Source organism: Meiothermus sp. (genome assembly GCF_026004115.1).
Classification (GTDB): Bacteria; Deinococcota; Deinococci; order Deinococcales; family Thermaceae; genus Meiothermus.
The window spans coordinates 782,675-795,517 of sequence record NZ_BPIM01000001.1 but is presented as its reverse complement, the minus strand read 5'-3'; the positions used below and the strand labels follow the sequence as shown (position 1 = coordinate 795,517).

The window sequence follows — 12,843 nt, the reverse complement described above, 5'->3', positions numbered from 1 at the left end:
AGAGCGTAGCGATGAAGATCTGGCACGTGTGTGATACCAGCGGATCCGACGAGGTTAATGGGGTCAGTACCACGCTCTGGGCGATTGCTCCGGCCCAGGCTGCCCTGGGTCATCGGGTTCAGATCGTAAGCCGTGATCCGCTCAATGCAGTTGGGCAAACTGCCCTTGAGCAAGCGGGCCTCGAGCATCGCTTTCTGCCTCGTAAAAACCTGGGTTGGGACTCAACCACCCTGGCCGGGTTACTGGATCGCTTTGAGCCCGATGTGGTTCACATGCATTCTGTCTTCATCCCGCAGCAATACCAGCTAGCACGGGTGCTGCGGGCTCGAGGGATTCCTTTCATCATCACCTCCCACGGTCAGTTGTCATCTCAATCGCTACGGCGTGGGCGCCTCAAAAAATGGCCTTATGCACGCTTTATCGAGAAGCCGCGCTTCTATATGGCTGCTGCCATTACCGCCCTGACTACCGGCGAGGCTGCCGATATAAAAGCCTTTGTGCCGGGTTTCAAGGGTATGGTGCAGGTTATTCCCAATCCGGCCCCACCCATAAAAGAGGTCGTGTGGCAAGGGATTGAGAGCAAAACCCTGGTATACCTGGGCCGTTTTGATGTGATGCAAAAGGGAATAGATTACCTGATTGCCCTGGCCAACGAACTGCCGGAGTACGAGTTCAGGCTTTATGGAACCGAGGATGCCAAAACCCTCCGTTGGCTGAATCGGCTCAAAGAGACCGCCTCTTCCAATGTGCATTTCGAGGCGCCGGTTTTTGGGGAACATAAACTTGCGGTGCTTTCCCAGGCTAAAGCCTATATCCAGCTTTCGCGCTGGGAGGGGTTTGGCATGTCGGTGCTGGAAGCCATGTCGGTGGGCACGCCCTGCCTGGTCAGCAGTGGTTTGCAAATGACCCAAACTCTTCAGGAGGCTGGCCTGGCGCTGCCTTTATCGGGCAATTCGGCGCAAATGGCCCAACAAGTTCGCAACTATTTGAGCGATCCGGCGGCTTTAGCACGCTGGTCCGAACGCGCCAGGGACTATTGCAGAACCGAACTGTCCCCCATACGCATCGCCACACAATACATCGAACTTTACCAGCGGGTAGTTGTCAGGTGACGACCTTGGCACATTTTCGTAATTGACATGCTGACTATAATTGCAGCCTGCTATCAAAAAGATAGCCCATAGCCAGCACCAAAAACAACCCAAAATGGGTTTGAAAAACAAGTAAAGTAGACGGGGGTGGGTCTTTAGAAATGCGTATTTTGCTGGTGGGTTTTGCTTGCAGCCCAGATCATGGTTCTGAGCAAGCCATCACCTGGTCATGGGCCTGGTCGCTCTCGCAACACTGTGAGGTGTGGGTCATTACCCATCCTGAATACCGCCAGAACATCGAGGATTTTTTAGCCAAACATCCCAATCCCAATCTGCATTTTTACTTTGTGCAACTAGCGGGCTTTGTGCAACTAGCGGGCTGGATGAATCCCTGGGACACCCATCAGCTGGGAAAATTGCGTTTGCATTATCTTTTGTGGCAGCAAGAAGCTTACCGGGTAGCTAGAAAACTCCATCAGGAAAAGGCTTTTGATCTGGTTCATTACGTGAGCTGGGCAACCATCAGCTCGGCTCCGCAGTTCTGGCGCTTGCCGGTTCCGTTTGTGTGGGGGCCGGTCGGGGGAGGTCAGGTGGCCCCGACTGCGTTTCGGCGCTATTTTGGGGCAGCTTGGCGCAGTGAATTCTTACGAACCCTGCGGGTCAAGTTGCTGCCCTGGATACCTGCTATCCGCAAGGCCGTGCAGCAATCGGCCATGATCCTGACCATTAACCCAGAAACCGTGGAGGTGTTGCGCCTGGCCGGGGCCAGGCGGATGGAGATGTTCAACATTATTGGTATAGCAGACGAGCATATCCCAATGGTGTTTCCCAAGCGAGAGCCCAAGGAATATCTGACCCTATTGTGGGCAAGCCGCTTTGAGCCCAGGAAGGGGCTGCCGCTGCTGTTGGAAGCGCTCGAGCGTCTGCGGGATTTGCCCCTGCGGGTACTGGTTGCGGGGGATGGGCCGCTCCGTAGATCCTGGGAGGCCGAGGTGGTCAGGCTGAATTTGGCAGATACCGTGAGGTTTTTGGGGATGGTGAATTGGCATCAAATGCGCGGTTTGTACCTCGAAGCAGATATTTTTGTCTTTACCAGCTTACAAGATACCTTCGGTAACGTAACCCTCGAGGCCCTGGCCCAGGGGTTGCCCGTCCTGACCCTGGGCCATCAAGGGGTGGGCTACCATTTGCCCGATGCTGCCACGCTCAAGGTTCCCGTAACCACCCCCGACGAAGCGGTTACAGGGCTCGCCGAGGGAATCCGAAAGCTACATGCCGACCCCCAGCTAAGGTATGAGATGGGCAAGGCTGGCTGGGAATATGTCAAGGCCAATAGCCAGTCGGTTCGGGCAGAGCGAATGATTCAGCTATACAGGCGCATACTGGCCGGCAGGGAGAACCCACCGAACAAAAAACTCCCTACCCGCTAAACAACTCCTTTAGTTCACATTGCATAATCGGTTCGTAACGTTGGGCGTAACCGTTGCAAACCTGAACTGCCCCTGGTCGGTTATATATTTGTTCAGAAGAGTGTTGTGGGTATTTGGCTGCTGCATCAGTCAAAATCAGATAGTCTACGGAGGCCCTATGAAGCACACCGTGCCCACAACCCCCCAGGGAACTGCAGGAGATTGGTTTAGATGCTGATTGATAGCTCGAGCAAATGGGTGGTACGCCCATCGATGCTTTTGGGCGGGTTGCTGCTGGTTTTGGTGGCAGGGTATTGGGCCTTTAGTCGGGCTTTTGGCTATATCGGCTACTATCCGGTTCTGATTGGCGAGGTCGCCCTGCTGGTCGGAGTGGCGCTGGCGGTCTGGTCGGGGGGATTGCACTTTCCTCGCCAGATTTCAGCCTGGCTATTTGTGTTTGTTTTCCTGTTTGGCCTGGGCCAGATCATCTACTCAGCCTGGTTTTTGGAACAGCCGCTGCTGGAAGTCATCCGCAGTTTTGCCACACTCTACTACGGGTTGTACGGGTTTTTGGCCTATTTTGCGGCTCGGAGACTTCTGGTACGCCTGGATGACCAGGCGCTGGCGTGGCTGATGCCCAAAATGGCCTGGGCGGTCTTGTTGGGCATGAGCATCTCGATTACCGGTTTTATTTTCCTGGTGGATTATCTGCCGTACTTCCCACAAACCACCGTGCCCATTCTGACCTACAAGCCTACCGACGCGATTATTCCGTTGCTGTTTTTTACCGTGATATGGGTACGAGGCTATTTGCCGCCGGCTTTCATGGCCTGGATTCTGGCCCTGGTAGCGTTTGCGGCTGCCCGCAGCCGCTCGTCTCTGGCCGCCTACGCGGTGGGTTTTGTCTTGCAGGGGCCATTCCGGGCTCGCAGTTTGTGGTTGATGGTGGCGGTGTTTGTGGCAGTAAGTTTGCTGGCCATCTTCGATGTTCGGATCAGCCTGGGATACCGGGAGATCAGCGTCAACCAGCTGGCGGCCAATGCTCTGTTTTTCCTCGAGCCCGACCAGGCGGGGCAGCTCGACAGCACCACCACCCAGAACGCCAACTGGCGCCTGGCCTGGTGGACGGCCATCTGGAACGAGGCCGTGGTCAATGAGTACTACCTCATGGGGCTGGGCTGGGGGGTTAACCTGGCCGATCACTACGGTTTCCAGACCGTCGAGGCCGATACGCTGGATGTGTTGCGCAACCCCCATAACGCCTTGATGGGCATTCTGGCTCGAGGGGGCTGGGTTATTTCCATTGCCTGGCTGCTAACCTACGCTACTTTTCTGGTGTCGATGGTCTGGAGCCTGGCACGCAAACACTATAGCTATGCTAATCGCACTTTGTTGATCGCTATTTTTGTATGCACCATCGCCAACCTCATCAACGGGGCTACCGATGTATATCTGGAAAGCCCTCAGGTGGCTATTCCACACTGGATCTTGATTGGTTTGGGCTGGGCCTTGATGGAAAGGGAAACCAGGCCCTCCCATGCCGAAACCTCTGTCGGCCTCGAGAGGCCTTAGCGTTTGTGCTTGGCTCCAGCGAACACGCTCTATGGCGTCCGTAGTTAGGGGGGCGTTGGCGCGGGTATTTGTTGGGCTTCTTACACCCGGGTATCACCTGCATAGGGACAATAAGCTAAAGTGCGGATTAGATACTTTTTTTATACAGCCTTTTTGCTTCTGGTGCTTCCTTTGAGCGGATGCAGCCCTACCGTTATAGCTGCCATGACGGTAGGTACAACCTATGATGGGGCCATCATGGCCGGAGTTGATGCCCGCATCGAGCGCTACCGCAAGGGTGTGCTGGTAGTCCGGGTGCGCGATGCCAGGGGGCAGCCCGTGCCCGAGGCCCAGGTGCGGGTCGAGCAGACCCGTCACGCTTTTTTGTTTGGTGTCAATGTCTTCAACCTCGAGCCTCAAAATGGGGCAGCCTGGCAGCGTTCGTATCAGAACCGCCTGCTCGAGGTTTTCAACTATGCCACCCTCCCTTTTTACTGGGCCGAGCTCGAGCCACAAAAGGGACAGCGTAACTACGCTCGCCTGGATCGCATGGTTCGCTGGCTGGAAGAACACAACTTCAGCCTTTTGGGACATCCCCTGGTGTGGTCTTTCTACAACCCCAGCTGGATTCCCAGCGACCCCGACCAGACCATTGGGCTGGTGCGCGAGCGGGTGAACGAGATCATCCAGCGCTACAAGGGCAGCATCAAGTACTGGGATGTGGTCAACGAAGCCAACAACCTTCAAGAAGCCAATGGGGTTCAGCAGTGGCTACGGCGCGATGGTCCGGTACTCTACGTACTCACTGCTTTTGAATGGGCAAGAGCGGCAGGGCGCGGCGAGGCCCTGACCTACATCTACAACGATTACGAGACGGGCCCTTTTGTCCTCCGGTTATACGCCGAACTTGCACGGCTCAACCGCCTGCCCGATGCTTTTGGCATCCAGTCCCACATGCACGAGCAACTCTGGAGTATGCGAGAAGTTTGGGAGAGGGTAGACCGGATTGCCCAGTTTGGACGTCCGGTGCGCTTCAGCGAAATTAGCGTTCTAAGCGGGACAAACATCGCCTGGGACAGCTCCCGCCCCAGTCCCTGGCCCAGCACACCGGAAGGAGAGGCCATCCAGGCCGAATATGTGGAGAACCTTTACCGAGTGCTGTTTAGCCACCCCAGCATAGAAGCCATCACCTGGTGGGATTTGTCCGACCTGAATGCCTGGATGGGAGCGCCCGCGGGTCTGCTGCGTGCGGACATGAGCCCCAAGCCGGCTTACGAACGCCTCAGAACGCTGATCAAGGGCCGGTGGTGGACCAAAGCCCAGGGAAAAACCGACAAAGATGGGGTATTTCGTACTCGAGCCTTTCTGGGCTCGCACCGCGTGACCGTCAGTGTAAACGGGCAAAGCCATACAGCTATGGCCGAGGTTGGCAAGAACGAAGATGGGGAAACCATTCTGAATGTGCAGCTAGGGCGCTAAGTACAGCGTCGTAAGAGTGTCAGTAGACTATCACAAGCCTCAGGTTTTTAAGTGCGCCCACATTAGATTTTTTGTGGTGACGGTCTCGGTGAAAGAAGTGGCCGGTCTTTAAAAGCGGCGCAGCTTATGGGCTCCCCTTTTCGGCTAGAGCAAATTCCTAACGTTGTTGTACTTAGCTCCATTTCACAAGCCTGAACGCTTTTGGCCTTCGGCTTAAGGTTTTGGTCCATGAAACGCAGGAACGCGATGCTGGAATGGTCAATTGCAAGAGCTGCAAAGCGCCTTTTGTTCTACCGAACCGAGAAGGGATTGAAGTTGGTGTCGCGGTCGTAGTAGTCCTCCTGCTCAGCTCGCTTCAAAAAGCCCACCACCGTGTAGGTCAGGGGGGTGAACAACACCTCGATTCCCATTTTGAAGATGTAGTTGGAGACAAATACCGTCCAGAGCAGGCTGTTGTCCCAGACACCATAAAAGGCAATCAGCAAAAAGATAGCGGTGTCCAGCCCCTGCCCCACCAGGGTAGAGCCGATGGTACGCAGGGCCAACCAGCGCCCGTTGGTGGCTACCTTGAGCCTGGCCAGGATGTAGCTGTTGACAAACTCACCCACAAAATAGGCCACCAGGCTGGCCAGCACAATGCGCGGCACCAGACCCAGGATGGTGGCAAAGGCCTCGGCAGACTTCTGGCTAAACTCGTCTGATGGAGCAGGCAGGGCATTGACCAGGCCAAAGGTGAGGGTGGAGAGCAGCAGCAAGAAGAACCCCGTCCAGATAACCCGGCGGCTTTTTTTGTAGCCATATACTTCGGTGAGCACATCCCCAAAGATGTAGGCCAGCGGAAACAACAAAGTACCGCCGTCGAAGGTGAAAGGGCCCAGAAGCACCACTTTGGTCGAGGCGATGTTGGAGGCAATCAGCACCACCACAAACAGGGCTGTAATCAAGTCCAGGTAACGATAGCTTTTCATAGGTTGCGCCGATGGGTGATTGATCGGGTTTTGGTTGCTTGGGTCATGTCAAACGTCGAAAGTCTAAGGTTGTAGGCCAAAAGTCAGTTTGGGGTCTAATGTAAAAATGTCGAGGATTAGAAAGGCTGATTCTTGGGCCCAGGGCTTTTAAGGTAAGGGCGGGTTTTTCTGGATACAAATCGCTCGCCACAATAATCCGCATAAGCCTTTCCCAGCATCTATTTTCAGGCTTGAGAGGTAATGAAAGGCAGATTGCGGTCGAATTGACCCCGGTCGAGGCCATAGCCGTAGACAAAAGCATCCTCAATTTCAAAGCCCAGGTAATGGATGGGCACTTCGATTTTGCGCCGTGAAGGTTTAGAAAGCAGTGCGGCAATTTTGAGCGAGGCGGGCTGGCGGGCCTCCAGCATACGCAGCAGGTAGTTGATGGTGATGCCGGTGTCTACAATATCCTCGACGATAATCACCTGGCGGCCTGCAATGGGCATCCGCAAGTCCTTCAAGAGCTCCACCTCGCCGCTACTTTTCTGGGCGTTGCCGTAGGATGAAACCGCCAGAAAGTCCATGGTGAGCGGCATGTCTATGGCCCGCACCAGGTCGGCCATAAAGATGAAAGCCCCGTTCAGCACACAGACCAGATGGGGCTCCTGGCCTGCATAGTCATGTTTTATCTGCTCGCCCAGTTCGCGTATTCGGGCGGCGATTTGGACTTCGCTGAGTTGTACCTTGCCTTTTCCGGGTTGAAAGATGCTCACTGCTCGATTCTACGGTACTCTTTTTGGCTCGTACATCGGCCTGGGGTAATTTAGCCGGTTTGGGCCTGGATGCACTTCGGCTGGCACTGTCCTTGCGTTTGCCGGGGGACAGGGCTCGACTGCTGAGCGCAGCGGGCTTCTGGCGCTGGCTTTGGGCAGGCTTGCGTAACCTGGGCGGTCCAGCGTTGGTGTACAGCAGCTTAATTTCCTCTGGGGTAAGGTAGCGCCACTGGCCGACCTCGAGCTCACCCAGTTCAATGGGCCCTACCGCCAGTCGCACCAACCGATCGACCGGATAGCCTACCTTCCGCAGCATACGCCGTACCTCGCGCTTGCGCCCTTCGGTCAGTGTGAGCTTGATGCCGTCCTTGATGGGCTGCGCTGCCAGAGCCTTGGCCAGCCCATCCCCCAGCACTACGCCCTGTGTGAGTTGCTGGCAAGCTTCCTTGCTCACCTTGCCGCCTTTGCACCAGGCCCGGTAGAGCTTGGGTACCTGATTACTTGGATGGGTCAGGAGCTGGGTAAGCTGGCCGTCGGTGGTGAGCAACAACAACCCTTCGGTATCTTTGTCCAGCCGCCCCACCGAGTGCAGACCCGGGTGTCTGGGTACCAGCTCGTAGACCAGTTTTTCGGCGTGTTCGTCTTCGTGGGTGGTGGTGTAGCCTTTGGGTTTGTGCAACGCGATGACCACCTTTTTTTGGGGCATTCGCACCCGCTCCCCATCCAGCCGTACAATATCGCCGGTTTGCACCACCGCCCCAATGCTCGCAATTTGATTGTTGATGGAAACACGTCCAGCCCGAATCAAATCCTCTGCCTTGCGGCGGCTGGCAATGCCCGAGCGAGCTAAGAATTGTTGAAGGCGCATAGCCATTATAGTAACGCAGGTATTGCTGCGTATGGGAGCTCGAGCCATGAATACCTTATAGCCCCCTCCCTCCTGCGTAGATATCCGCTATCAGCATTTTTACAGCGGGGACTTCTTCTGAAACCTGGGCCTGCGCTTTTCCTGAAGGGACGCCAGCCCCTCTTTGGCGTCGGGGCCCAAAAAGCCCATAAACTCCAGCGCCAATGAAGTGTCGAAGTTGGGCCCCATCATGCGCAACCAGTTGTTGAGGGCATACTTGGTGAAGCGAATGGCGGTGGGGGAGCCCTGGGTCAGCTTCTGTGCAATTTTGAGCGCTTCGGCATAAACTGCGCCATCTTCCACGCAGCGGGACACCAGCCCGATGCGCTCGGCTTCCTCCCCCGAGAGGGGCTCGTTGAGCAAAAGGTAATACTTGGCTTTGCTGAGCCCGCACAGCAAAGGCCAGACCATTACCGAATGGTCGCCCGCTGCCACCCCCAGCCGCACATGCCCATCCACGATGCGGGCGGTCTTGCCGGCCACGCTGATGTCGGCCAGCAGTGCCACAGCCAGCCCGGCCCCCACCGCCGGGCCTTCGATGGCTGCCACGATGGGCTTCGAGCAGTTCACCACCCCATATACCAGGTCGCGGGCTTCCTTCCAGACCCGCAGCAAGGCCTCGTAATCACGGATCATCTCCTCGATCATCTCGAAGTCGCCGCCGCTGCTGAAGGCCCCGCCCTCGCCCCGCACCAGTACCGCGCCGATATTTTCATCGGCATCGATATCCCGCCAGACATAGGCCAGCTCGCGGTGCATATGGCTATCGGCGGCATTCAGACGGCCTGGATTGGAGAGAACGACCTCGAGCACCCCTTCACTGGGCTGGTCAAACTTCAAGCGCTCGTAGCGTTGTTGCCAGTTCATGCCAGCAGTTTACGCAATTGGCTGAAACAGGGTCAGTGCGTGAACCCTCGCAAACCTCAGCCAGGAGCACTTCAGACAGTTGGTGTTACAGCAAATGATCGCAGGTAGGCGTCTGGCTGGGTGTTATGCCCCCACCTGGCCTCCCCCGCTGGGGGAGGGAGGCGTGGTTTTACTTTACGCACTAGCCCTGTTGGCTGAAAGCCAAAAGTGGAATCCATAGCGGCATCGTGGGTGGGATAGCGGCCTTTTTTTCTGCAGAAGTACTTCAGTTTAAACATGGAGCATCTTCTAGCTTTGGCCACATTCGGCCTTCAGCTTTTGGCGCCTGACTGAGGCTACCCCTTTGGGGGGTTTCTGGGTAGAATCCGCTGGCATGGCCCTATTTGCCGTGAACAAACCATTGGGCCGCACCTCGCACGACGTGGTAGACATGGCCCGAAAACTGCTGGGCACACGCCGGGTGGGCCACACCGGCACCCTCGATCCATTGGCTACTGGGGTCTTGATCCTGGCCTCGGATGTTTCGACTAAGCTGGTACCATTTTTGTCCGCAGAAGAAAAGGAGTATCTCGCCTGGGTTTCTTTTGGGGCAACTACCAATACCCTAGATGCTGAAGGGCCGATTGTAGAAGAAAGTTCTCGGCGTCCAACCCAACGCGAGATTGAAGCGGCCTTGCCTGCATTTTTGGCCTTGATGGAGCAGACGCCCCCGGCTCACTCGGCGGTGAAGGTGGGGGGCATCAAGGCCTACGAGGCGGCGCGTAAAGGACAGGCGCTAAAGCTCGAGGCCCGCCCGGTCAAGTATCACGAGGTGACCCTGCTGGCTTACGACCCGGCACCCATCGCCTACCGCATTGCCCACTCGGCAGCGGGCTGGCTGCTATCGGAACGGGGTCGCCAGGTGGAGTTGCCCAGGCCCCTGGGCGATTACCCAACTGCAGTGATACGTCTGGTGGTAGGGCCCGGTACCTATATACGCTCTTTTGCTCGAGACCTGGGCGAACAACTGGGCAGCAAGGCCTTCCTTTCGGGGCTGGTGCGAACCCGGGTAGGTAGGATTGGCCTCGAGCAGGCCCAGGAGATCGATCGCCTGGACGTAAATAAAACCCTGGACGAGCTCGAGGCCCTCTCCTGTCCCAGCGTGGAGCTGTCCCACACCGAGACCAAACGGGTGATGGAGGGCGTACCGCTGCCCATTCCGGCCAAGGGACTGGTGGCCCTGGTCGGCCCCAAGGGCCGCCTGGTGGCAATGGCCGAGGGGGATGGTTTCAAGCTACGCATCAAGCGGGTATTCAAGGAGTAAGCATCTAATCCCAGTCGGCCCTCGGTAGCCTTCAACCTAGTTCGAAGGTCTCCTTGATGATGGGCTGGGATAAGACCACCGAGGTACGGGTGCTGCCGTAGAAGCCAAGCTGCTGGATGAGTTCTTGCAGGTGCTCTACTGAAGGTGTCATGACCTTGGCCACAAAAGAAGATTCGCCGGTCACAAAATAGCATTCGCGCACCGCAGGGGTGGCGCGGGCAAACTCGAGCATCTGCTGGTAGCGGCCCGGCGGGGTAGCCACTTCGATCAGGGCGGTGATGGTGTAGCCCAGGGTTCCCGGATTGATCCGCGCCCCATAGCCGGAAATAACGCCGACATCCTCCAGGCGACGCACCCGCTCGGTGACGGCAGGGGTCGAGAGCCCCACCCGTCGGCCGAGCTCGCTATAGGAGATTCGGCCATCCTTTTGTAGTTCGCTCAGGATAGCGATGTTGACTTTGTCAAGCAGTTTGGAAGCCATATAAATCATTATGGCTTAAGTACGTAAAGCCAAAGTCCGCGCAGCCCGTAAAAACTTGCTTTTCTTTGCCGCCAGACCGGTCTAATCTTGAAAAAAACAGGAGGTAGCTATGGTGATTGGTGTGCCCAAAGAGATCAAGACGCTCGAGAACCGTGTAGCCCTCACACCCGGGGGCGTGACCAGCCTGGTGCGGCGGGGGCACAAGGTACGGGTACAGCAGGGGGCCGGGGTGGGCTCCGGTATTTCCGATGCCGAGTACCAAAAAGCCGGGGCCGAACTTGTAAGTGCCCCGGAGGCCTGGGCCGCCGACCTGGTGGTCAAAGTGAAGGAACCCATCGCCGAGGAGTACAGGTATTTGCGCAGGGAGCTTATTCTCTTTACCTATTTGCACCTCGCCGCCGACGAGCCCCTCACCCGGGCTTTGCTCGAGGGGGGTACGACCGGCATTGCTTACGAAACGGTGCAGCTCGAGGATGGTTCGCTGCCCTTGCTGCTGCCCATGAGCGAAGTGGCCGGGCGCATGGCTCCACAGGTGGGCGCTGCAGCACTGGAGAAACCCCACGGCGGGCGCGGTGTGCTCCTGGGTGGGGTGCCGGGAGTGGCGCCGGCGAGCGTGGTGATTATCGGCGGAGGCATTGTGGGCACCAACGCTGCCAAAATTGCCCTGGGCATGGGCGCACAGGTGACCATCCTGGACGTAAGCAAAGCCCGGATGCAGTACCTCGACGATGTCTTTGGTGGGCGGGTGATTACCCTTTCTTCCACCGAGGCCAACGTGGCGGCTTCCATTCGCCACGCCGACCTTCTTATTGGGGCGGTGCTGATTCCCGGGGCCAAAGCCCCCAAGCTGATTACCCGAGAGATGCTTTCCACCATGAAGGAGGGCGCGGTGATTGTGGACGTGGCGGTAGATCAGGGCGGTTGTGTGGAGACCATTCGCCCCACCACCCACGCCGACCCCACCTACGTGGTGGATGGGGTGGTGCACTACGGTGTGGCCAACATGCCGGGGGCGGTGCCGCGCACCTCTACCTTTGCCCTCACCAACCAGACCCTGCCCTACCTGCTCAAACTGGCCGAGAAAGGCTTGGATGCCCTCCACGACGACCCGGCCCTGATGCTCGGCCTCAATACCCACCAGGGCAAGCTGACCTGCTTGGGCGTAGCGGAAGCCTTCGGGTTGCCCTACACCGAGCCCAGGGCAGCTCTATAACAGTCTTGTAGCGTGTTTGTAAATACTTTTTTGGGAGCAGGGGCCCTGAATAAAACATGCCCCTACCCGCCCTAACCCGGAATATCGCAGGCGCTTGCTGTACCCTGGGGAAAGCCTATGCGCTATCGAGGGTGGTTTCTATTGTGGGTGCTGGCGAGCCTGGGGCCACCCGCCCTGGCGCAGGCTGTACCCTGGCTGCCGGGTGAACGGCTGGTTTACAACGTAACCTGGCAGGGACTCGGGGTAGGCCGGCTCTACCTCAGCGCCGATCCCATAGAGGGGGGCTGGCGCTTTCGCCTAAAGCTCGAGACCACCGGGCTGGCTCAGGCGCTGGGCTATGGCCTCGAGTCGGAGAGCCAGGTCGGTTACGACTTCTTCACGGATCGCTTCTGGCAAGTCCTGACCGAGCCCCTCAAGGGCACTACCCGACTCTATTTCGAGCGCCAGGAGCACAACGGCTCCCGTGCCAGGGTGGTCTATCCTGACGGCAAACAGTCAAGCTGGAACAGCGCCAGTGAAGAAGTGATGGATCAGGTTTCGCTCATTTACTATCTGCGGGTTCGCCCCGAAACCCGCCTGATTCGTGCGGTGGACTACCCCAAGCTGGTCGAGGGCCGTCTGGAGGTTCTGCCCGTCAGCAATGGCCTGGTGGGCTACCGCTTTGCCCGCGAAGATTTGCTGGTCGAGGTCTGGTATCGCCCGGACGCTCGCCGCACCCCAGTTCGCATCATCTTCGGGCGTGATTTTGGCCGGCTGGAAGCGACCCTTATCGAGAACAACAACCGCTAATTGTTTTCACTAATACTGGAGGGTTGGAAA

General features: G+C 57.3%; 12 protein-coding genes. 7 read left to right on the top strand and 5 right to left on the bottom strand.

Going from position 1 to position 12,843, the window contains the following annotated elements; genetic code table 11:
* Positions 1 to 11: 11 nt before the first annotated feature.
* The 4 genes from Q0X23_RS03745 (at position 12) to Q0X23_RS03730 (ending at position 5,530) form a co-directional block, all read left to right on the top strand.
* Positions 12 to 1,112 carry a glycosyltransferase family 4 protein gene (locus Q0X23_RS03745; RefSeq protein ID WP_297859052.1) on the top strand — a complete coding sequence of 367 codons (1,101 nt, stop codon included), beginning with the start codon at positions 12 to 14 and terminating at the stop codon, positions 1,110 to 1,112.
* Between the two features lie 140 nt (positions 1,113 to 1,252).
* Entirely contained in the window at positions 1,253 to 2,521 is a 1,269-nt protein-coding gene (locus Q0X23_RS03740; protein ID WP_297859051.1) for a glycosyltransferase family 4 protein, read from the top strand.
* A 210-nt stretch (positions 2,522 to 2,731) separates the two neighbouring features.
* The gene (locus Q0X23_RS03735; protein WP_297859050.1) at positions 2,732 to 4,072 is read left to right on the top strand and encodes an O-antigen ligase family protein; all 1,341 of its coding nucleotides are present in this window, start codon (positions 2,732 to 2,734) and stop codon (positions 4,070 to 4,072) included.
* 237 nt (positions 4,073 to 4,309) lie between these two features.
* Positions 4,310 to 5,530 (top strand): endo-1,4-beta-xylanase, encoded by a 1,221-nt coding sequence (locus tag Q0X23_RS03730; protein ID WP_297859049.1) that lies wholly within the window; start codon positions 4,310 to 4,312, stop codon positions 5,528 to 5,530.
* A gap of 290 nt (positions 5,531 to 5,820) precedes the next feature.
* Here Q0X23_RS03730 and Q0X23_RS03725 read toward each other — a convergent pair whose 3' ends face one another.
* From Q0X23_RS03725 to Q0X23_RS03710, 4 genes are all read right to left on the bottom strand, one after another.
* The gene (locus Q0X23_RS03725; protein WP_297859048.1) at positions 5,821 to 6,498 is read right to left on the bottom strand and encodes a queuosine precursor transporter; all 678 of its coding nucleotides are present in this window, start codon (positions 6,496 to 6,498) and stop codon (positions 5,821 to 5,823) included.
* 224 nt (positions 6,499 to 6,722) lie between these two features.
* Complete coding sequence (gene hpt, locus Q0X23_RS03720) at positions 6,723 to 7,247, bottom strand: hypoxanthine phosphoribosyltransferase (protein WP_374707468.1); 525 nt, start codon at positions 7,245 to 7,247, stop codon at positions 6,723 to 6,725.
* Positions 7,159 to 8,121, bottom strand: coding sequence for a pseudouridine synthase (locus Q0X23_RS03715; protein WP_297859046.1), 963 nt, complete (start codon positions 8,119 to 8,121; stop codon positions 7,159 to 7,161). The genes hpt and Q0X23_RS03715 overlap by 89 nt, the downstream gene beginning before the upstream one ends.
* A gap of 99 nt (positions 8,122 to 8,220) precedes the next feature.
* Positions 8,221 to 9,027 (bottom strand): enoyl-CoA hydratase/isomerase family protein, encoded by an 807-nt coding sequence (locus tag Q0X23_RS03710; RefSeq protein ID WP_297859045.1) that lies wholly within the window; start codon positions 9,025 to 9,027, stop codon positions 8,221 to 8,223.
* A 373-nt stretch (positions 9,028 to 9,400) separates the two neighbouring features.
* On the opposite strand from Q0X23_RS03710, the gene truB reads away from it, so the two are divergent.
* On the top strand, positions 9,401 to 10,330 hold the full coding sequence (gene truB / locus Q0X23_RS03705; protein WP_297859044.1) for a tRNA pseudouridine(55) synthase TruB: 930 nt from the start codon (positions 9,401 to 9,403) through the stop codon (positions 10,328 to 10,330).
* 31 nt (positions 10,331 to 10,361) lie between these two features.
* Here truB and Q0X23_RS03700 read toward each other — a convergent pair whose 3' ends face one another.
* Positions 10,362 to 10,811, bottom strand: a complete 450-nt coding sequence (locus tag Q0X23_RS03700; protein ID WP_297859043.1) for an Lrp/AsnC family transcriptional regulator — start codon at positions 10,809 to 10,811, stop codon at positions 10,362 to 10,364.
* Positions 10,812 to 10,920: 109 nt separating this feature from the next.
* On the opposite strand from Q0X23_RS03700, the gene ald reads away from it, so the two are divergent.
* Both ald and Q0X23_RS03690 read left to right on the top strand, forming a co-directional pair.
* On the top strand, positions 10,921 to 12,024 hold the full coding sequence (gene ald / locus Q0X23_RS03695; protein WP_297859042.1) for an alanine dehydrogenase: 1,104 nt from the start codon (positions 10,921 to 10,923) through the stop codon (positions 12,022 to 12,024).
* Positions 12,025 to 12,141: 117 nt separating this feature from the next.
* Positions 12,142 to 12,813 carry a DUF3108 domain-containing protein gene (locus Q0X23_RS03690; RefSeq protein ID WP_297859041.1) on the top strand — a complete coding sequence of 224 codons (672 nt, stop codon included), beginning with the start codon at positions 12,142 to 12,144 and terminating at the stop codon, positions 12,811 to 12,813.
* Positions 12,814 to 12,843: the final 30 nt, after the last annotated feature.